The 19,236-nt window shown below is 56.0% G+C and carries 19 protein-coding genes; 6 read left to right on the top strand and 13 right to left on the bottom strand.

The genetic code is table 11. From position 1 onward, the window contains the following. Positions 1–128: 128 nt before the first annotated feature. From LKE08_RS10640 to LKE08_RS10625, 4 genes are all read right to left on the bottom strand, one after another. Complete coding sequence (locus LKE08_RS10640) at positions 129–1,856, bottom strand: succinate dehydrogenase/fumarate reductase flavoprotein subunit (RefSeq protein WP_324704198.1); 1,728 nt, start codon at positions 1,854–1,856, stop codon at positions 129–131. A 121-nt stretch (positions 1,857–1,977) separates the two neighbouring features. After that, positions 1,978–2,289, bottom strand: a complete 312-nt coding sequence (locus LKE08_RS10635) for a hypothetical protein (RefSeq protein WP_324704197.1) — start codon at positions 2,287–2,289, stop codon at positions 1,978–1,980. A 280-nt stretch (positions 2,290–2,569) separates the two neighbouring features. Further along, a complete protein-coding gene (locus LKE08_RS10630; RefSeq protein ID WP_324704196.1) occupies positions 2,570–3,316 on the bottom strand; it encodes a CorA family divalent cation transporter in 747 nt (248 codons plus the stop codon). Between the two features lie 54 nt (positions 3,317–3,370). After that, the gene (locus LKE08_RS10625) at positions 3,371–3,895 is read right to left on the bottom strand and encodes a hypothetical protein (RefSeq protein ID WP_324704195.1); all 525 of its coding nucleotides are present in this window, start codon (positions 3,893–3,895) and stop codon (positions 3,371–3,373) included. Positions 3,896–3,928: 33 nt separating this feature from the next. Between LKE08_RS10625 and LKE08_RS10620 the strand changes: the two genes are divergently transcribed. The 5 genes from LKE08_RS10620 (at position 3,929) to LKE08_RS10600 (ending at position 8,962) form a co-directional block, all read left to right on the top strand. Then, positions 3,929–4,060 (top strand): hypothetical protein, encoded by a 132-nt coding sequence (locus LKE08_RS10620; protein WP_324704194.1) that lies wholly within the window; start codon positions 3,929–3,931, stop codon positions 4,058–4,060. Between the two features lie 6 nt (positions 4,061–4,066). Further along, complete coding sequence (locus LKE08_RS10615) at positions 4,067–4,321, top strand: hypothetical protein (protein WP_324704199.1); 255 nt, start codon at positions 4,067–4,069, stop codon at positions 4,319–4,321. 546 nt (positions 4,322–4,867) lie between these two features. After that, the gene (locus tag LKE08_RS10610; protein WP_324704193.1) at positions 4,868–7,183 is read left to right on the top strand and encodes an ATP-binding protein; all 2,316 of its coding nucleotides are present in this window, start codon (positions 4,868–4,870) and stop codon (positions 7,181–7,183) included. After that, on the top strand, positions 7,128–7,574 hold the full coding sequence (locus tag LKE08_RS10605; RefSeq protein WP_324704192.1) for a response regulator: 447 nt from the start codon (positions 7,128–7,130) through the stop codon (positions 7,572–7,574). Before LKE08_RS10610 ends, LKE08_RS10605 begins: the two co-directional genes overlap by 56 nt. Positions 7,575–7,744: 170 nt before the next feature. Continuing rightward, positions 7,745–8,962: a hybrid sensor histidine kinase/response regulator gene (locus LKE08_RS10600; protein WP_324704191.1), complete on the top strand. Its 1,218-nt coding sequence runs from the start codon at positions 7,745–7,747 to the stop codon at positions 8,960–8,962. Here the strand turns inward: LKE08_RS10600 and LKE08_RS10595 are convergent. From LKE08_RS10595 to nifD, 7 genes are all read right to left on the bottom strand, one after another. Continuing rightward, positions 8,886–9,161, bottom strand: a complete 276-nt coding sequence (locus tag LKE08_RS10595) for a FeoA family protein (protein WP_324704190.1) — start codon at positions 9,159–9,161, stop codon at positions 8,886–8,888. The genes LKE08_RS10600 and LKE08_RS10595 overlap by 77 nt on opposite strands. Continuing rightward, on the bottom strand, positions 9,161–10,615 hold the full coding sequence (locus LKE08_RS10590) for a ferrous iron transporter B (protein ID WP_324704189.1): 1,455 nt from the start codon (positions 10,613–10,615) through the stop codon (positions 9,161–9,163). Before LKE08_RS10590 ends, LKE08_RS10595 begins: the two co-directional genes overlap by 1 nt. Further along, positions 10,539–11,207: a FeoB small GTPase domain-containing protein gene (locus tag LKE08_RS10585; RefSeq protein ID WP_324704188.1), complete on the bottom strand. Its 669-nt coding sequence runs from the start codon at positions 11,205–11,207 to the stop codon at positions 10,539–10,541. Before LKE08_RS10585 ends, LKE08_RS10590 begins: the two co-directional genes overlap by 77 nt. A gap of 168 nt (positions 11,208–11,375) precedes the next feature. Then, positions 11,376–12,659, bottom strand: a complete 1,284-nt coding sequence (nifB, locus tag LKE08_RS10580) for a nitrogenase cofactor biosynthesis protein NifB (RefSeq protein ID WP_324704187.1) — start codon at positions 12,657–12,659, stop codon at positions 11,376–11,378. A 338-nt stretch (positions 12,660–12,997) separates the two neighbouring features. Then, complete coding sequence (locus tag LKE08_RS10575; RefSeq protein WP_324704186.1) at positions 12,998–13,309, bottom strand: (2Fe-2S) ferredoxin domain-containing protein; 312 nt, start codon at positions 13,307–13,309, stop codon at positions 12,998–13,000. A gap of 225 nt (positions 13,310–13,534) precedes the next feature. Further along, complete coding sequence (gene nifK / locus LKE08_RS10570) at positions 13,535–14,905, bottom strand: nitrogenase molybdenum-iron protein subunit beta (RefSeq protein ID WP_324704185.1); 1,371 nt, start codon at positions 14,903–14,905, stop codon at positions 13,535–13,537. A 138-nt stretch (positions 14,906–15,043) separates the two neighbouring features. After that, the gene (gene nifD / locus LKE08_RS10565) at positions 15,044–16,705 is read right to left on the bottom strand and encodes a nitrogenase molybdenum-iron protein alpha chain (RefSeq protein WP_324704184.1); all 1,662 of its coding nucleotides are present in this window, start codon (positions 16,703–16,705) and stop codon (positions 15,044–15,046) included. A 32-nt stretch (positions 16,706–16,737) separates the two neighbouring features. On the opposite strand from nifD, the gene LKE08_RS10560 reads away from it, so the two are divergent. Continuing rightward, positions 16,738–16,899, top strand: coding sequence for a hypothetical protein (locus LKE08_RS10560; RefSeq protein ID WP_324704183.1), 162 nt, complete (start codon positions 16,738–16,740; stop codon positions 16,897–16,899). 23 nt (positions 16,900–16,922) lie between these two features. Here LKE08_RS10560 and nifH read toward each other — a convergent pair whose 3' ends face one another. Further along, positions 16,923–17,747 (bottom strand): nitrogenase iron protein, encoded by an 825-nt coding sequence (gene nifH / locus LKE08_RS10555; protein WP_324704182.1) that lies wholly within the window; start codon positions 17,745–17,747, stop codon positions 16,923–16,925. 450 nt (positions 17,748–18,197) lie between these two features. Next, entirely contained in the window at positions 18,198–19,130 is a 933-nt protein-coding gene (gene nifU, locus LKE08_RS10550) for a Fe-S cluster assembly protein NifU (protein ID WP_324704181.1), read from the bottom strand. Positions 19,131–19,236 lie beyond the last annotated feature (106 nt).

The following is a 19,236-nucleotide window of genomic DNA, read 5'->3' as shown; positions in this document are numbered from 1 at the left end:
CAAAAAAACGCGATCGCTCCATCTTGTCCCCCCCTTTTTAAGGGGGGCTAGGGGGGATCAAATCACCCCAAAAAAAATGCGATCGCTCCAATAAATTGAGGCAGAAACCCGGTTTCCAGTCATTTGAATTAATACTTCCGTTCCTGCGGCTCAAACATCGTAATTGTCACCGGGCGGTAGGCGACATCAATTCCGGCGGGGGAATAGTAGGCGAGGGTATGCTTGAGGAAATTGCCATCATCGCGGGTGGTATAATCTTCGCGGCTGTGGGCGCCGCGGCTTTCCCGGCGGTTGAGGGCAGAAGAAAGAATCATCTGCCCGACAATCATGATGCTCCGCAATTCCAACGCTTCAATTATCTCCGTATTCCACAATTTGCCCTTATCATCCAAATAGATACTTTGGTATTTGTCTTGCAGGGCTTTCAGTTGTTCCAACCCCTCCCGCATCACGTCTTCGGTGCGGAATACCCCGCAATGTAACGTCATGGTATCCTGGAATTCTTGCCGCAATTGGCCGATGCGACAGTCGCCGGGACGGTCTAACAGGGCTTGGATTTGTTCGTTGGCTTCTCGGATGTATTTTTGTTCGTTGACTTCCGGCAATTTGCGGTTTTGGACGAATTGCGCGATCGCCGCCCCGGTTCGTTTTCCGTAAACCACGCACTCCAACAGGGAATTACTCCCCAAACGGTTCGCCCCGTGGACGGACACACAAGCCGCCTCCCCGGCAGCGAATAACCCGTCCACCAAACTATCGGCACCGGCGAGAACCTGGCCGTCAGTGTTGGTGGGGATGCCACCCATCGAATAGTGGACCGTGGGGCGGACCGGCATCGGTTCGTTGACGGCATCCACCCCAACCAGGCGGTGGGCTTCCTCCCAACAGAAGGGGATGCGACTCATGATTTTTTCCCGGCCCATGTGCCGCAGGTCCAGATAGACGAAGGGACCCCCGGCGGTGCCGTCGGGGTGGATGCCGCGTCCGGCGCGAATTTCCAGGGTGATGGCGCGGGAGGTGATGTCCCGGGGCGCCAGTTCCATTTTGGCGGGGGCGTAGTCTTTCATAAAGCGATCGCCGTTACTGTTGATCAAGTAGGCGCCCTCGCCCCGCACCGCCTCGGAAATTAACACCCCCACCGGATAGAGCCCTGTGGGGTGAAATTGCACGAATTCCATGTCCTGCAGGGGCAGTCCCGCCAACGCCGACATCGCCAAGCCGTCCCCGGTGGAGGCGAAATCGTTGGAGGTGGTGTTGAAGGCCCGGCCGTAGCCCCCGGTGGCAAACATGACGGCCTTCGCCCGGACGACTTGGATGGTGCCGTCCTCGATGTTGTACATGACCACGCCCTTGGCCTGCCCGTCTTCGAGGATCAGCCGCATGACGTACCATTCATCGTAGATGTGGACGCGGTTGCGGCGCAGGTTGTTGACGAGTTCGTGGAGGATGGCGTGGCCGGTTTTGTCGGCGGCGTAGCAGGTGCGGCGGTTGGTGTGGCCCCCGAAGGCCCGCTGGGCGATGCGGCCGTCTTCCAGGCGGGAGAAGAGGACGCCCATGTGTTCCAGGTCGATAATCACGTCGGGGGCTTCCTGGGTGAGGATGGCGACGGCATCTTGGTCCGCGAGGTAGTCAGACCCTTTTACGGTGTCGAAGGCGTGGGTTTCCCAGGTGTCTTCGGCGTCGATATTTTTGAGGGTGGCGGCGATGCCCCCCTGGGCGGCGACGGAGTGCGATCGGATCGGGTGGGTTTTGGCGATCGCGGCGACGTCGAGGCTGGGGTCGGTGCGGGCGATCTCCACGGCGGCGCGAGTTCCGGCCAAACCGCCGCCGACGATAATCACGTCATGTTCGATCATAGCGTTGTGGATGGTTGGGTATCTTCACATCTTCTATGGTGAAACAGAAAAAAACCCCCCCGCCGAAAGCCAAGGAAGTTTTTAGGGTTGGGGGGTTGGGGAGGATTTGCGGATTTGCCACTTAACCCGACACTTGGGCGGCTTGTTCTCCGGGCATCATCGCCTGATCTGTGCCTTCTTCGGGCTGGATCTTGGTGGGCATCACCTCGATATGGTTGAGAAGGGTGGTGACGAATGAGAACAGCAGGAAAGGCAGGGACAGCACGACGATCAGCCCCACCGTCGCCAGGGCGAAGATTTGCCGGGAACTACTCCACAGGGCCAGGGAGGAGGCGAGGGCGACGAAGATGACAATCAGCCAAATCATGATTTGACCGTAGATGTCGCCGTAGGTCAGGGTGCAGTTGATCCGATATTTTTGCAGCTTTTCCATCTGATAGCTCTCGTTACATTCTGTTAAAATCCTAGGGTAAGGGTCGGATTCGATTTTGGAAAAATTCTCAACATTTTAATAAGAGTTGTAATTAATCTTTACATTTTGGACGGTTCGGGGTGAACTTTTTGGGGTTGACCGATCGCTCAAAATTCGCTAGGGTTTGCGATACGGCGCTGCGCGGGGGTGTAGGGTGTAGGGTGTAGGGTGTAGGGAGAATTGACAATTTATTATTGCCCTCCTCCGCTTCCTCCGCTTCTTCCGCTTCCCGACTCCCTTTCTACTTGAGGGGCAATTGCACCCCCAGATCACCCGTCTGCACCCAATTTTTGACGCTAAATCCCAATACAATTCCGATCGCAAATACGAACCAGAAAAAGGCGGGGGACGACCCTTCCAAGCCGCTGGGAATGTTCATCCCGAAGACGCAGGAAATGGCGGTGAGGGGGAAGAAAATGGCGGCGAGGAGGTTGAGGCGGTTGCCGGCCCGCACGGATTCCAAACTGAGTCTCGCCTGTTCTTCGGCTTGTTTTGCCATCTTGAAATCCAGGGCGGTTTTGGTGTTTTGGACGAGTAAATCCAGGGTGCGTTCGATCTCGTAGGCCCAATCCCGAAAATCGATCAGGTCGCGATCGCCGGGGACGGCTTCCCGGGCGGATTGGAGGGTGGCGTGGAGGTTGCCGGCGGCCCGCCACAGGGGTGCGATCGCTTCGAGGAGTCTAAAATAATCTTCGGCGGTCTTGGCTTTTTCGTACTGCTGCCTCAGTTGAACTTCCGCTTTGCCGTACTCTTGGAAGTGGTTGGTGAGGAGTTGGAAGGCGACGCCGCCCCTGCCGCACTCCCAACCGCCCTCGGGTCGCCGCCAAAACAGAACCGCCTCGCGATCGCGCGCGCCCGGTTGGGGGGCTTTGTGGAGGACCAGCAGCAAATGGCCGTCGGCAACCATCGCCCGCTGTTTTCCGGCGCTTTTCTGGCCGAAGCGGTTGCGGATCGACTCGGGGACGGCCCAGCTCGCGGGGAGGTTCATCGCAGGTGGGGGGTAAATTTACCTCAATTATGCGATCGCGGCTGCAACCCCCCTCTATTTTTTATCTTTTTTTTCGGATTCGGCTTCGGACTCGACATCCGCCTCCGGCGGGGACTGCAGGGCTGCGTCCAAAATCGCCCGGGCTTCTTCGGCTTTGCCCCGGGCTTCCCGGTAGCGGAGGTTGGCGACGGCGAAATTTTTCAAGGCTTTGAAGCCGTCCTTGAGGTTGGCGATTTCTTCGGGACTTCCCGCCTCGTCGCTGAACAGGATGTCGATCTGTTCCCGGGCATTGAGGGCTTCTTGCCGGCATTCCATCATTTTCAGCTTCAAAGAGGCGAGGTTGCTGAGAACTTGCACGGCTTCGCCGATGGCATCTTCTTCGCCACGGTCGGCGAAGTCGGGTTCTTTGACCTCCACGAACTGCTCGGGGTCGAATCCTTCTTCCAGGTCGGTGGGCAATGAGCCCGAATCCATCAGCGCCATCAGTTTATCCATCGCCTTTTCCCGGGCTTTCGGGGAGTCTTTTCCGCGCACGGCGAGGATCACTTCCGGGCTTTGAGGGAGGGTGTAGCGGACCATATCGACAGGGGTTGCCTAAAATAACCGTTGTAGGTGAGTATTTTAGCAGAATTGTTTCCGACTCCGACGGGTTTTTTGCGGGCCGGGTCAACGCCGGCGGGTCGGCGGCGGCGGGCGAATGCCCCGGGCGGGTCGGCCGACATTGATGATAACGGACGGGATTGATAAATGATGAAAGAACGAGTGCTTCGCTGGTTAAATCGCTTTTTGGTGGCGGATGTTTTTTTGGTTTTGTTGAGTTTCTTTTGGTTCGCGATCGCGGTTTTGGGGCGCTCCGTTGGGGTGCCTTTGGGGTTGGATGTGTGGTACCAACTTTGGGAACCTGTCTTCACTCCGGCGATCGGTTTGTTGATGGGGGGGGCACTTTTGATCGGGGCGACGAATCAAATCTCGAAGTGGTTTTTTCCCCCGAAATCTGAACCTTGAACGGTGCAGCAATTACCGCCTCCGCTCCGCCGGACGGCTTTCTCCCGAAGCCTCGGAGCGCCTCCCTCGGGCGGGGAAATCTGCCCCGGGGGTGGGAAGGGAAATCGGAGCTTAAAATTTATTTATATTATCTCAAACATTATTTACATGGCGGTTACAAAAATTTAGGCGATCGCTGTGGGCGGGTGGAATTCGGCTCCCACCGCCGAAGATGGGGCGGTGATCGGTACCAATGCGGGGGCATCAGAAACGGAATTTTATGTCTTCTTAAGGTTGTCGTTCTTTCGGGGCCCAAAAAATCGTGATATACTGCGAGATATACGGGTGGAGAGCAAAAAGTTTATTGAATCAGAGTCAATTGCCGAGGAGCCGGCGGCAGAATGATTGGTGCGGATGCCCGACAGAAGAGGCGATCGCGATCGGTGGGAGGTTGGAGAGCGACGGTCGGTAATTTGTGTTCAATTGCGATCGGGCGGGAAGGGTCGGTCCGGAGGCGACAACATTCAAAAGTATCTAAAGCATCTGAGGATAAGGAGCGCGGAAATCATGAGGGGAATTAATTTGAGGCTGGAAACGGCGAACGAAATCGGAACCGAGATCGAGAGCGAAGCGATCCACATTATTTCCAAATTGCAGCCCCACGGCATTTTGTTGGTCTTGAGCGAACCGGATCTGAACATCCTGCAAGCCAGCGACAACAGCTTTCGGGTGTTCGGAATTCCAGCGGAACTGCTGGTGACGATGACCTTGGAGGAACTGCTCGATCCCTTCCAAATCGAGGGAATCCGGGCTGGTTTGGACAAAGATAACCTCGATTACATCAACCCGTCCAAACTGTGGGTGAGAAAGCAGGGGGATGACTACGTTATCTTCGACGGCGTATTTCACCGCAACCCCGACGGATTTTTGATCTTAGAATTGGAGCCGGCCGTCTCGCGGGAAAACATTCCCTTTTTGAGTTTTTACCACCTGGCGCGGGTGTCCATCGGCCAACTGGAGCAGAGCGCCAACCTGACGGATTTCTGCCGGGTGATCGTCCGGGAAGTCCGCAAGATCACCGGGTTTGATCGCGTCATGCTGTACCGGTTCCGGGAGGACGGCCACGGCGAAGTGGTGGCGGAAGAAAAGATCGAGGAACTCGAGCCCTATTTGGGCCTGCACTTCCCCGAATCCGACATTCCCAAGGTGGCGCGGCGGCTGTTCAGCTCCAACTGGATTCGGATCATCCCCGACGCCAAAGCCGAACCCGCGCAACTGTTTCCGGAGCGCAACCCGGTCAGCGATCGCCCCCTGGACCTGACCCACTCCATCCTCCGCAACCCCTCCGACTGCCATTTGGAGTATTTGCACAACATGGGTGTCGGCGCCTCGGTGAGCATCTCCCTGATCAAAGACGGGCAGCTCTGGGGCCTGATCGCCTGCCACCACCGGACGCCGAAATTCGTCTCCTACGAGCTGCGGAAGGCCTGCGAATTCTTCGGGCGGGTGATCTTCTCGGAACTCTCGGCCCGGGAGGAGACGGAGGACTACGACTACCGGATGAAGCTGACCAACACCCAAACCGCCCTGGTAGATTATATGTCCCAGGAAGATAACTTCATCGATGGTTTGGTGAAATACCAGCCCAATTTGTTGGATCTCACCAATGCTCAAGGGGCGGCGGTGTCCTTCGGGGGGCGGTGGACGGCGATCGGCCAGATCCCGAAAGAGGAAGACCTGAATTTGTTGCAGGAGTGGCTGCGGAAAAATACCGACGGCGAGGTATTTTACACCGACGCCCTGCCCCGCATCTACCCCGACGCGGAACCCTACAAAGATGTCGCCAGCGGTCTGCTGGCCGTGCCCATTTCCGATCGCAACTATGTTTTGTGGTTCCGTCCGGAAGTGATCCAGACGGTGAATTGGGGCGGCGACCCCGGGCGGGCCTACGAAAAGAGCCACACCGACGGCATCACCAGGCTGTCCCCCCGCAAGTCCTTTGAACTGTGGAAGGAGACGGTGCGGCTCAAGTCCCTGCCCTGGAAGTCCGTCGAGATCAAGGCTGCCCTGGAACTGCGGAAAGCGATCGTCAACATCATCCTGCGGCAGGCCGACGAACTGGCCCAACTGGCCCGCGACCTGTCCCGGTCCAACGCCGAATTGAAAAAATTCGCCTACGTCGCCTCCCACGACCTGCAAGAGCCCCTGAACCAGGTGGCGAACTACGTCCAACTGTTGGAGATGCGCTACCGGGAAGAACTCGACGAGGACGCTTCGGAGTTCATCGGGTTCGCCGTCGAGGGGGTGAGTCTGATGCAGACCCTGATCGATGATGTTTTGGCCTACTCGCGGGTGGACACCCAGAGCATCGAATTCCAGGTGACGGAAGTCGATCGCGCCCTGAGTCGCGCCCTGGGCAACCTGCGGGGCCGCATCCAGAAAACCGAAGCCACGGTGACGTTCGACCCGATGCCGACAGTGATGGCCGACGGCACCCAGTTGATGCAACTGTTCCAAAACCTGATCGGCAACGCTATCAAATTCCGCAGCGAGGAACCGCCCCAAATTCACATCGGGGCCGAGCGACTCGAAGAGGAATGGCTGTTTTCGGTGCGGGACAACGGCATCGGCATCGACCCGCAGTTCGGCGATCGCATCTTCGTGATCTTCCAGCGCCTCCACACCCGGGACGAGTACCCCGGCACGGGCATGGGTCTAGCCATTTGCAAAAAGATCGTAGAATGTCATCGCGGCCGGATCTGGGTCGAATCGGAACCGGACAAAGGTGCGACGTTCTATTTTACGATTCCAGTAGGGGGACGCCATCGTGAGCGTAGAAGTGGACGACAAGCCCAAAATCATCCTTTTGGTGGAGGACAATAAGGCGGACATCCGCCTGATTCAGGAGGCACTGAAAAAAAGTTCGGTGCCCCACGAAATCGTCATCGTCCGCAACGGCATGGAGGCGATGGCGTACCTGCGGCGGGAGGAGGAGTACGCGGACGCCATCCGCCCGGATCTGATCCTGCTGGATCTCAACCTCCCCCGCAAGGACGGCCGGGAGGTGCTGGCCGAAATTAAAGCCGATCCGGGATTGAAGCGGATTCCGGTGGTGGTGCTGACCACCTCCCACAACCAGGACGACATTTCTCAAAGTTACGATTTGCACGTCAACTGTTACATCACCAAATCTCGAAACCTGAGCGAACTCTTCGAGATCGTCAAGGGCATCGAGGACTTTTGGTTGAAAACCGTCACGCTGCCATCGGAGTAGGGTGTAGGGTGTAGGGTGTAGGGTGTAGGGTGTAGGGTGTAGGAAATAGGGAATAGGGAATAGAGAATAGGGGGATAGAGACTTTCTCCGCTTCCTCTGCCCTCTAAATTTTAGCCGTCGATCCGATATCCTTAAAAAGTGAGAATCCGAGGGAAAGTCCCCGAAATGTTATGCCTGTACGGTCGGTCAATATCCTGTTAATCGAAGACGATCTGGCGGCGGCCAGGTTGTTGCAGGAACTTTTGAAATGTTCCGCATTGGATGCCTTTCGACTGGTTCACGTTAAACGGTTGGGGGAGGCCCTGGAAACCCTCAAAGCGGCAGAATTGGAGTCACAACCCTACGATGTCATCCTGTTGGATTTGACCTTACCCGATAGCTGTGGCTTGGATTCCCTCACCCCCCTGCTGCACCAGGCACCGAGTCTGCCGATTATCGTGTTGACCAACACCAATGACGACAAATTGGCGATCGAGGCGGTGCGGCAGGGTGCCCAGGACTATTTGGTGAAGCGGATGGTCAATGCGGAGGTGCTGGTGCGATCGATCCGGTACGCGATCGAGCGGAAACAGGCCTTTGAAAGCCTCAAGGAGATGAACGAGACCCTGGAAAGCCAGGTGAAGGCGAAGACCGAGGAACTGATGCAGGCTCAGGAATTGAACCAACTCAAGGCGGAATTCGTTTCCATGATGTCCCACGACTTCCGCAACCCCCTGAGTACGATTTTGCTGTCCACGGAACTGCTGCGGGACAGCGCGGAAAAGTTGAGCCCGGAACAAAAACTTCGCCTGTTCCAGCGGATTCGGGCGGCGGGTCAAAATATGACCCAGCTTTTGGACGAAGTGCTGTTTATGGGCCAGTCCGACCTGAATGAATTGCAGTGCTTCCCCGTTCCCTTGAACGTCGAATCCTTCTGTCGCCAAATTGTCGATGAAATTCAGCTCGAAGTCGGCGAGAAATACGAGATCATTTTTGAGAGTCAGGGGGTTTTCCAGTCTGCCCTCTGGGACGACAATCTGCTCCGGCATATTTTAAATAATTTGCTCAATAACGCGATCAAATATTCGCCGGAGGGCAGCACCATCCGCTTCGATATTTTGGGGCGGGAAGATGCCGTTATCTTTCAAGTTCAAGATCAGGGGGTCGGCATCCCGCCCGGAGATTTGTCCAAGGTGTTCCAGGCGTTCTACCGGTCGGAAAATGTCGGCAAAGTGCCGGGAAATGGACTGGGGTTGGCGATCGTCAAGCGCTGCGTGGAAACCCACGGCGGCCGGATCTCCGTGGACAGCCAACTCGACGTGGGGACGACGTTCACCGTGGCGATCCCGATCGCGACGGTGGCATTTTCGGGGGCACCGTCGGGGGAGACTGCGGACGGACAAAAATAGTTTGCGCCGTCTCCCGATCCAAAGCGGCCCGCGATCGCCCCACTTTGACGACGTAGGTGGGAAATCGCTGCTCCAAAATTAGCGAAATTCCCGGCACGATTCCCAGGGCAAAGAGTTTTTGCAGGATCGTCTCTTTTTCGGTTTTCACTTCGGCAACGATCGCGTCCATTCCCACATCTAAAGCGGCGAGAGATATCATCAAACATTAACCCCGAAAAGGTTCAATAATAGATTCACCACGTACCCCATTGTAAAGGCAAAGGGAATGATAAACGCCACCATCGCCAAGGTAATTTTCAACCCCTGCTCTTTCACCATTGCCTGGAACTGGGCCACGCAGGGCAGGAACAGGGTCAGGACGACCGCCGTCACCACCAGTTGATTGCCGCTCAACAGTCCGCCCTGGGTGAGGTCGAACAGCCCCGCCGCCCCGTAGTCCCGCCGGAAGAAGCCGTACAGGAAAATCGGCGCCACCTCCTGCGGCAGTCCCAAAATCGCCGCCACGGGTTCGAGCCACCCGACGACCACATGAAAGATGCCCGTAATGTGGCCGATCCAAATGAACACGGACACCCAAATAAACAGCGGCACGATCTCCCAAAAATAGGCTTTCATGCGGAAGTAAGTTTTCAGGAGAATATTTTGCAGTTTGGGCAGTCGCAGCGGGGGAATTTCCATGTAAAATTCCGGGGGATTTCCGGGCAGAATCCGGGCGGTGACGGCACCGACGATCGCAAAAATTGACAAGACAAATCCGGCCCAGATCGCCAAAGCGGCGGGTTTCATCGCCAGCAGCCCCAATATCACCCCCCACTGGGCCGCGCAGGGTACGGCCAGGGCGAGGAGAAAGATCGTGATCAACCGCTCCCGCCGGGTTTCCAGGGTGCGGGTGACGATGGTTGCCATCGTGTCGCAGCCCAGCCCTAACACCATCGGAATCACTGCCCGACCCGATAATCCGATCGCCTTAAATAACCGATCCAGCATCAAAGACAGCCGGGGCAAATAACCGCTGTCTTCCAATAGGGAAAACATCAGAAAATAGGTCCCGACCACGGGCAGGACGATCGCGATCGCGTAGCGAATTCCCAAGGTGATGATGCCGTATTCGTTGGCTAACAAATCCTGCAAAATCGGCCAGGGAATCACGGCGGAAACAAACTGATTCACCGCCGGATTGATGTAGGTTTCAAAAAAGGTTTCGATCCCGTCAACTAGGGTTCCCGCCCCGAATTCTCCCACGAACTTGTAAACGCCGAAATAGAGGATCAGCAACAGCAGGGGAAACCCGGTGATCGGATTGACGGTTATTTGGTGCAGGCGTTCCGCCATCGGTTGCCCTTTCGGCGCCGACTCCGAGAGCACCGAACCTTCCACCTCCCAGGCCTTTTCCTGGCGACTCATGGCGATGGCGCTGGTCAGGGGGACGTCGAGTTGCAACTGGGCCTCCACGATTGCCCGGTCGTATTCCGTCCGGCGGGGACTGGCCGCGATCGCCTCCCACAGATCCGGGTCCCGCTGCAAAATCAGCACCGCCAGCCCTCTCGGGGACAGGTTGTAGGCCTCGAACAGGCGGCTATCTTTTTCTAACAGAGATTCGATCTGGGCGATCGCGGTTTCGATCGCGGGAGGATACGCGAGAGGACTCAACATAGTCTGCCACCTTGCACTTCAATTCCTGGACGCCGATATTGCGGGCCGCGGCCGTCAGCACCACGGGGATGCCCAACTGTTTCTGGAGGCGATCGGCATTAATTTCGATGCCCAACTGATAGGCTTCGTCAATTAGATTCACCACCAACAAAACCGGCAGTCCCGCCTCGAGCAGTTGCAGGGTAAAATTGAGCATCCGCCCCAAATGTTTGGCGTCCACGACGTGAATCACCAGATCCGGGGGCGTCCTCAGCAGCAGGTCCCGCCCCACCCGTTCTTCCTCGGTGATCGGCATCAGGGAATACATCCCCGGCGTGTCCAACACCGCGATCGCCGTTTCTCCAACTTGCATCTGCCCCCGGGAAACGTCCACCGTCGTCCCCGGGTAGTTGGAGACGGTGACGTAACGGCTGGTGAGGGCGTTAAATAACACGCTTTTTCCCACGTTCGGCGACCCCACCAAAGCCACCGTCGGCAGGGGGGTCGATCGTCCGGCGTCGCGACTCCGGCGACTTCCGAACCAGTCCCGCCAAGATCGTCGCGGCGACGAGATCCGGGCGGGACAGGTTTTGGGGCAGTGATGGCAACTCATTTGGCCTCCTGTTCGAGTCAGTTATCAATAAAAATTCTCAACTATACGGCTACTTTAATTCTAGGAGATGGCAGAAATAAACGTCAAGAACAGGTGGATTGGGGAGGGGGCCAGGGTATCAGCATCTGTCCCCGCGCCCCCGAAATATGTCAGTCCGCAGTCGAGATGTTAAGTGCCACAACTGTCGGCGCCCAGGGCGCCCACGGCGGGCTGCTCGCCTTTGAGCTTGGCGAGATCTTCACCATTGTACACCGCCCGGAGTCCGGTGGCGATCGATCCGGCTGTTTCCACCGGCAAAACGCCGCACTGGGTCAAGATCTGCTTCGGGTTGTTGCCGATGCCGCTGGCCAGCACCGCCCGACAGTCCTTGAGGACGTCGGCCACCCGTTGCCACCGTTCAAAGCCGTGTCCCTCCTCCGGGGCGAGACGTTCTTCCACCAAAGCGAACCCCGCCTCGGTTTTCTCCCAAATCTGGAACTGGTCTGCCTGTCCGAGGTGCCGGTTCACCAGGACGCCTTCCACCGTAGCGACGGCGACGTAGGGGCGATCTTTCGTATCGACGGGGATCAGTTTTTTGGAACAGTCAATTAGGCAACCGTGGAATTCCTCCGACTGGTCGGCCCCCAACAGGCCCACCGCGTCGGCGCGGCAGCGGGTGCAGTGGCGCATCTGGGGCAGATACTGCTCGCACTCCTTGCGGATTTTCGCCATCGTCAGGCCGTCGGGTTCGGTGAGTCCCTCGAAGGGGGTTTCCGCCGTGGGGAAGATGGCCATCGCGTTGAACAGGTCGGCCCCCAACTCCGCCATTTTTTTGGCGACTTCGACGGCGTGGTGGTCGTTGATACCGGGCATGATGATGCAGTTAATTTTCACCGTCACCCCGGCGGCTTTGAGTCCGGTTACGGCGGCGATTTGCCGTTTCAGCAACAATTCCGCACCTTTTCGGCCTTGGTAGACGTTTTTTTCGTCCCGCACCCAGCGGTAAACTTTGCGGGTGATTTCCGGGTCGATCGCATTAATGGTAACGGTGACGTGGCTGACGCCAATGCGGGCGATTTCATCGATATATTCCGGTTTTAATCCCAAACCGTTGGTCGCCAAACAGAGGATCAGATCCGGGTATTTATCCCGCAGCAGCCGCATGGTTCCCAAGGTTTCCTCGGGGTTGGCGAAGGGATCGCCGGGACCGGCAATTCCCGCCACCGTGATTCTCGGTTCTTTTTCCAGCACTTTTTCCATGTAGGATAACGCCTGGGAGGGGGAGAGGATAGTGCTGGTGACGCCGGGTCTGCTTTCGTTGACGCAGTCGTATTTGCGGTTGCAGTAGTTGCACTGGATGTTGCACTTGGGGGCGACGGGGAGATGGACGCGCCCGAACTGTCCCTTGACTTTGGGGTTGAAGCAGGGGTGCTGTTCAAAATTGATGGTGGGAACGTTGAGTGTGGCTGTCATGATTGTGCTCCTTAGATTCGGCGGGGTGGGGCGGAAAAACCCGTTTTGGCAATTCGTTGGTGCGATCGCGCTCCGGGAGAAATAAAGAAGGCGAGAACGGTCAATTTCCGTGGCGGAAATTCCCGGATTTGCGAGGCGAGTGGGTGAAGCTTTTCTCGATTTGAGCCTCGAATTGCCTACCATGTTAACCCCAACGTTACGGGGAGTCTGTATTCAAAAACACAAAAAAAGGCAATTTTAAAAAAAATTGCCAATTTTGACCGTCTGACTTGTTTTTATTGGGATCAAAAAGACAATGGATAATTGCCCATCATCAATTATCAATTATCCCCGGCTTTCTAGGCGAACAGATAATCTTCCGCTGCCTCCCCTTCTTCCAAGGCGTCGAGGATGTCGTCGATCGCCTCTTCGTTCACTTCCCCGTACCAGTAGTTATCGGGGTAAATCATCATCACCGGGCCGCGATCGCAGAGTTTCATGCAGCCGGTCGAAGAAACCAGGACGTTCAGGCCGCGATCGACCAGTTCCCCTTCCAAATACTGCATCAACGACTGGGCATTTTTCTTGTTGCAAACGCCCTGGGCTTCCCCTTTGGTGCGAAAGGACGCGCAAACAAAAATGTGATGATCTGGCTTTTTCAGTTTACCCATCGGAGTTTCCTCCCATTGTCATTAAAGATATCCATTGGTAGTTCAAAAGTCGGTTGAGGAGTGAGGAAGGAGGAGTGAGGAGGGAGACAAAGTTTCTCTTTTCTCGTTTCTCTTTTCTCGCTTCTCAATGGGTCATAATTTTGACTTTTGACTTTTGATTTTGACTCGATAAAAGGGGGAGAAGTGGGAAGGATTGACCCTCCCCATTCTCCGTTTCCCGTCGGTTTACAGGACCAACTCGAAGGTTTCATCGGGATCGTCGCGATCCTTGCGATCGAGGATGGTGTTGATGATGGTGGACAGCAGGTGCATACTGCCACGGTAGCCGACGCTGGGGAAGTAGCTGTGACCCACGCGGTCGAGGATCGGCCAGCCGAAGCGGACGAGGGGAATATCTTCCGCCCGGGCGATATGCTTGCCGTAGACGTTGGTGATCAACAGGTCAACGGGTTCGTTCTTGATCAACTGGTGCAGGTAGAACATATCTGCGTCCGCCTTGACGATCGCTTCGGGAACCCAATCTTTGAGGATTTCCTGGCAGCGATTTTCAAAATAGCGGGAAGTCGTCCCCGTGATCACATAGACCGGTTTGGCGCCGCAACTGACCAAGAATTCCGTCAGGGGGACGACCTGATCCGGATCGCCGGACACCGCCACCCGCTTATTGTAGAGGTACTGCTGCCAGTCGGTCATGATATCGACCAACCGGCCGCGATCGTCCGTCAAGCTTTCGGTGGGTTCGACACCCGTGGCTTCCATGACCGCTTGGATGAAGCGATCGGTTGCCGCGATGCCGATGGGCAGATCCAGCAGATCGTAATCGACGTCGCACTTATTCTTGAGTTCTTCCGCCGCCGCCTTGCTGGCAACCGGACCCAACGCCAGAGTCTTGATGCTGTCGCCGGTGGTTTTCAGAGCTTCCACCGTCGTCCCACCCTTGGGATACATATGGAATTCCCCGGTTTGGGGTGTATCCACCACGTCGGAGGTGTCAGGGAACACGACGGACTCCACGCCCAATTCTTTCAACAACCGCTTCAGGTGGCGGGTGTCGGAGGGTTCGACGTATCCCGGAATCAGGTTGATCTGATTTTTGGGGCTGTCTTTTTCCGCCAGGTACGTGACCATCGCCTTGGTCATGTTGGACCAGCCGGTGATGTGGGTGCCGACGTAGCTGGGGGTGTTGGCGTGGATGACCACTTTTCCATCCGGAATCAAGCCGCTTTCGCGAGACTCGTCGATTAGGGAGGGAATGTCATCTCCGATGGTTTCCGACAGGCAGGTCGTGTTGATGGCGATCACGTCGGGGTTGTACAGCTTGTACATCGTCGTGAAGGCCTGCCGCAGGTTGGCGCCGCCGCCGAACACCGCCGAACCTTCCGTAAAGGAACTGGTTGCCGCCATGACTGGCTCTTTGTAGTGGCGGGTTAGGTGGGAACGGTGATAGGAGCAGCAGCCTTGGGAACCGTGGGAGTGGGGTAGGCAATTGTGAATCCCCAGGGCGGCGTACATGGCGCCGATGGGCTGGCAGGTTTTCGCCGGGTTGATGCGTAGGGCTTGGCGTTCTGTAATTTCTTTGGGGGTTGCTTCTAACATGATTCGCTTCCTCGATCTCTTGATGTGGACGGTGGGTGATGGAGGGTGTGGGGTGTAGGGTGTAGGGTGTAGGGAAAGTCAAACATTCCCTATTCCCTATTCCCTATTCCCTATTCCCTATTGCTTGCGCGCGGTGCCTTACTTCTGCCAGGGGGCTTTGATGTATTTCCAAGCCGGCCCGCTAACCCGCAGGTCGATATCTTTGGCGAAGTTGACCGCACCTTTGAACCCGGCAAAGGGACCGCCGTAGTCGTAGCTGTGCAACTGTTTGGAGGGAATGCCAAACTTCTCGATGATGTACTTGTCTTTGATGCCGGACCCGATCAAGTCGGGCTTGAAGCGTTCGATGAGGACATCGAGTTCGTGGTGGGAGATGTTGTCCACCAACAGGGTGCCTTCGCCCATGTCGGGGATCATGCCGCCATATTCACCGATGATGCCTTCTTCCCGCAATTTTTGCAGAACATCTTCCGAAGGGGGATTGTACAGTTCCGGGTCGGGTTGCACTTCGATTTCTTCGATGTTGCGGCTGTCCGCGTCAACTTTGATTTTGGGCAGTGCCTGACGGCCTTCGTAGTCGTCCCGGTGAGCGAATTCGTAGCCCGCAACAACGGTTTTCATGCCCAAATCGGCGAACAGTTCTTGGTAGTGGTGGGCGCGGGAACCGCCGACGAACAGGAAGACGGTTTTTCCTTCGAGACGTTCGCGGTAGGGGGCGATTTTCGCTTCCGCTTCGGCGACTTCTTCGGCCAAGACCGCTTCGACACGTTCCGTCAGGGCGGGGTCGTCGAAGAAGCTGGCGATCTTCCGCATACTCTTGGCGAAGGCGTGCACGCCGATGAAGTTGACTTTCACCCAGGGGACGCCGTACTTGGTTTCCATCATCGTCGCCATGTAGTTGATGGAACGGTGGCACATGACGAGGTTGACTTTGGCCAGGTGGGCGCGGGTGGCTTCGTCGTAGGAACCGTCACCGCTGAATTTGGAGACGACGGTGATGCCGCATTTTTCCAGAACCCGCTCGATTTCCCAGGCATCCCCGCCGATGTTGTATTCGCCCATCAGGTTGACGGTGTAGCCGGGGATTTCTTCCGTTTCCGTGTCGGCGCCGACCCAGTTCTTGAAGAAGCCGTTGTTGGCGATGTGGTGGCCGGCGGACTGGCTGACGCCTTTGTATCCTTCGCAGTTGAAGGCGACGACGCTGATGCCGAGGGCTTCGCTCATTTCTTTGGCTGCGCCCTGGATGTCATCCCCGATCAGTCCCACCGGACAGGTGGAGTGGACGCTGATGGCTTTGGGCTTGAAGATGTCGTAGGCTTCCTGGATGGCGGTTTTGAGTTTGCCGACGCCGCCGAATACGATGTCGTGTTCGTTCAGGTCGGTGGAGAAGCTGTAGTTGATGAAGTCCTGACCGACTTCTCTGGGTTTGAATTGGTTGCGACGGGTCATCCAGGCGTAGTAGGAACAGCCGATGGGGCCGTGGACGATGTGGACGATATCTCCGAAGGGACCGACGACCACCCCTTTACATCCGGCGTAGGCGCATCCCCGTTGGGTGATAATGCCGGGAGTGGTGCGGGCGTTGGCGTCGATTTCCTGTTGGGGATCGTCATTGCGGACGACGATGTGCTTGCCCCGCTTTTTACCGACTTTCCGGGGATAGGCTTTGATGATTTCTTCGACGGTTTCGGTTGTGGTTTCTAAACCGACGGGGGACTCGGAGAGCATCACCTGCTGGTTGGCTGTGGCGGATTGCTTCTCGAGGTCTGTTTGGGGTGATAGGTTCGTATTCTCAGTCATTCTCTAATCTCCTCTTGCAGGGAGGATTTCCGATGTTTTGGGACGCTCAGAAATCCGGGTATTGGGCGTGGCTGTCGGGGCCGGACGGTGGCGATCGCTTTCGGATGAAAAACGGGGGATTTTTGAAGGGACGGGACGAACAGGAGGACGGTCTCATCTCCTCTTTTCTACCCCCGACTTTTCGATCACTCTAGCCGACCGATGGTTGCGAATTGAATTATTCGTACAGGCCGAATTTGACCAACAGTTTTTCGAGCTCGTCATTACTCATGGGGTCGGGAATGACGTGGTTGGTATTTTCGTCGATCGCTTTCGCCAGGTTGCGATAGTGTTGGGCCTGTTCGCAGTCGGGTGCGTATTCGATCACCGTCTTGCGGTTCAGTTCTGCCCGCTGCACCATGTTGTCACGGGGCATGAAGTAGATCATCTGGGTTCCCAGCCGTTCGGCCAAGCCTTCGATCAGTTCGGCTTCCAGGTCAACTTTACGGCTGTTGCAAATCAAACCCCCCAACCGCACGCCGCCGGATTTGGCATATTTTTTGATGCCCCGGCAGATGTTGTTGGCGGCATACATTGCCATCATTTCGCCGGAGGTGACGATGTAGATTTCCTGGGCTTTTCCTTCCCGGATCGGCATGGCGAAACCGCCACAAACCACGTCTCCTAAGACATCGTAGAAGGCATAATCAAGACCTTCTTTTTCTTCGTAAGCGCCCAACTGTTCCAGCATACTGATGGAGGTGATGATCCCCCGTCCAGCACAGCCCACGCCCGGTTCCGGACCGCCGGATTCGACGCAGAGGGTCTTGCCGTAGCCTTCTTTGCGGATATCTTCGAGTTCGATATCTTCGCCTTCTTCCCTCAAGGTGTCGAGCACGCTCTTTTGGTGCAATCCCCCTAACAGGAGACGGGTGGAATCCGCTTTCGGGTCGCAGCCGACGATCATCACTTTCCGACCCAGTTCGACTAATCCAGCTACGGTGTTTTGTGTAGTTGTGGATTTACCAATTCCGCCTTTTCCGTAAACTGCAATCTTTCTCATGGTTTAGACCTCCTAACTGTTGGTCTGATGGCTTTCATTTGGAAACCGAAGGGCGACTACAAAATAGTTTTGATTCTGTCGCGCAAGTTCCATTCAAAAAGGTCGGATGGATTTGGTTTGCTCCGGAGAGCTAGACCTTTTTGAAGGTTGGTTTGGAACCTACTTTGCAGCTCTCTTTTAGTTCCATGTTTATAGAATAGTTGACTCCCCAGGTATCGACTGTATCTGACGTTACAAAATGGCGAAAAAAATGGATTTTTCTTGGTGAATAGACGGGGGCATCTGATGGATATTTTTTTGGGGGAAAAATTAAGGAATAATAAGGCTTCGATGGGACGAACTCATTGCCACAATAAACAACTGCTTTGTTGTTTTTAAATGATTTTAAAAAAATCCCCCGATATCGAGTTCGGGGGAAAAGTGAGGTGCAAGCTTTTGTGGGGGTCGGGGTCAATCTGTGGTGTCTTCTTCTTCGATCGCCTCCACAATCAAATCCGGACTGACCCGATCGCGCAATCGTTTTTCGATCGCCATTTTCAACGTAATCGCCACGCTGGGACACCCATCACAGGCCCCTTTCAAAATCACCAAAACGCGATCGCCGATCACATCATATAAATCCACATCCCCGCCATCGTAGGCCAAAGCCGGACGCACTTCTTCTTCAAGGACCTGTTGAATCAACAACATTTTCTGCAAATTCGTCAGCGTCCCCGAGGGCACCGGTTTCGGCGGTGTCGGCGGTTTCGGCTGGGGAGTAGAAACGGGTGCTTCCACTTTCGCCCCCACTTCCGTCCCATTGATCTCCGCGAGCAGATCATCGATCTCCGCGAGACAGGCACCACAACCGCCGCCGGCCTTGATGTAGTTGGTAACTTCCTCCGCCGTGGTGAGCTGGTTGTCCACGATCAGGCGGCGGATTTTCCCCTCCGTCACGGCGAAACACTGGCAGACCATCGAACTTTCGTCCTCGACGTCCGGCCGGACGGGGATGCCCCGGTAATTGGAAATAGCCGATTCCAACGCCTCCTGCCCCATCACCGAGCAGTGCATCTTCTCCTGGGGCAGACCGCCCAGATAGTCGGCGATCTCGCGGTTCGTCAATTTCAGTGCCTCATCCAAGGTCTTCCCCTTCAGCAGGTCGGTGAGGGCTGAAGACGAGGCGATCGCACTGGCACAGCCGAAGGTCTGAAACCGGGCGTCCAAAATCGTTTCCGTCTTTTTGTCGATCCTCAGATGCAGCCGCAGGGCGTCGCCGCAGACGATGCTGCCAATTTCACCCACCGCGATCGCTTCATCGACATCACACTCCGCCACCGCGATCGCTCCCATATTATGGGGATGGTGGAACAGATCCATCACTTTTTCCGTATATTCCCACATCGTAAAAATTCTCCTATTTCACACTTGCACGCTTTGATACTCTGCGGGTTAAAACCACGCAGATTCTTAAGTAATCCAAAGCTGGATTCTCAAAGGCATTATCAAA

The sequence above is a fragment of the Lyngbya sp. CCY1209 genome (assembly GCF_035615495.1).
In the GTDB taxonomy this organism is placed as follows: domain Bacteria; phylum Cyanobacteriota; class Cyanobacteriia; order Cyanobacteriales; family Microcoleaceae; genus Limnospira.
The sequence above is the reverse complement of the archived record's forward strand: the minus strand, read 5'-3'. Positions and strand labels throughout refer to the sequence as shown.

What these genes read in the sequence shown, in the direction of transcription:
- LKE08_RS10575 (WP_324704186.1), bottom strand. Translation starts at nt 13,309, where the DNA reads ATGGGTAAACTGAAAAAGCCAGATCATCACATTTTTGTTTGCGCGTCC.
- LKE08_RS10600 (WP_324704191.1), top strand. Translation starts at nt 7,745, where the DNA reads ATGCCTGTACGGTCGGTCAATATCCTGTTAATCGAAGACGATCTGGCG.
- nifH (WP_324704182.1), bottom strand. Translation starts at nt 17,747, where the DNA reads ATGAGAAAGATTGCAGTTTACGGAAAAGGCGGAATTGGTAAATCCACA.
- nifB (WP_324704187.1), bottom strand. Translation starts at nt 12,659, where the DNA reads ATGACAGCCACACTCAACGTTCCCACCATCAATTTTGAACAGCACCCC.
- LKE08_RS10590 (WP_324704189.1), bottom strand. Translation starts at nt 10,615, where the DNA reads ATGTTGAGTCCTCTCGCGTATCCTCCCGCGATCGAAACCGCGATCGCC.
- LKE08_RS10610 (WP_324704193.1), top strand. Translation starts at nt 4,868, where the DNA reads ATGAGGGGAATTAATTTGAGGCTGGAAACGGCGAACGAAATCGGAACC.
- nifU (WP_324704181.1), bottom strand. Translation starts at nt 19,130, where the DNA reads ATGTGGGAATATACGGAAAAAGTGATGGATCTGTTCCACCATCCCCAT.
- LKE08_RS10635 (WP_324704197.1), bottom strand. Translation starts at nt 2,289, where the DNA reads ATGGAAAAGCTGCAAAAATATCGGATCAACTGCACCCTGACCTACGGC.
- nifK (WP_324704185.1), bottom strand. Translation starts at nt 14,905, where the DNA reads ATGTTAGAAGCAACCCCCAAAGAAATTACAGAACGCCAAGCCCTACGC.
- LKE08_RS10615 (WP_324704199.1), top strand. Translation starts at nt 4,067, where the DNA reads ATGAAAGAACGAGTGCTTCGCTGGTTAAATCGCTTTTTGGTGGCGGAT.
- nifD (WP_324704184.1), bottom strand. Translation starts at nt 16,705, where the DNA reads ATGACTGAGAATACGAACCTATCACCCCAAACAGACCTCGAGAAGCAA.
- LKE08_RS10625 (WP_324704195.1), bottom strand. Translation starts at nt 3,895, where the DNA reads ATGGTCCGCTACACCCTCCCTCAAAGCCCGGAAGTGATCCTCGCCGTG.
- LKE08_RS10640 (WP_324704198.1), bottom strand. Translation starts at nt 1,856, where the DNA reads ATGATCGAACATGACGTGATTATCGTCGGCGGCGGTTTGGCCGGAACT.
- LKE08_RS10595 (WP_324704190.1), bottom strand. Translation starts at nt 9,161, where the DNA reads ATGATATCTCTCGCCGCTTTAGATGTGGGAATGGACGCGATCGTTGCC.
- LKE08_RS10585 (WP_324704188.1), bottom strand. Translation starts at nt 11,207, where the DNA reads ATGAGTTGCCATCACTGCCCCAAAACCTGTCCCGCCCGGATCTCGTCG.
- LKE08_RS10630 (WP_324704196.1), bottom strand. Translation starts at nt 3,316, where the DNA reads ATGAACCTCCCCGCGAGCTGGGCCGTCCCCGAGTCGATCCGCAACCGC.
- LKE08_RS10560 (WP_324704183.1), top strand. Translation starts at nt 16,738, where the DNA reads ATGTTTTGGGACGCTCAGAAATCCGGGTATTGGGCGTGGCTGTCGGGG.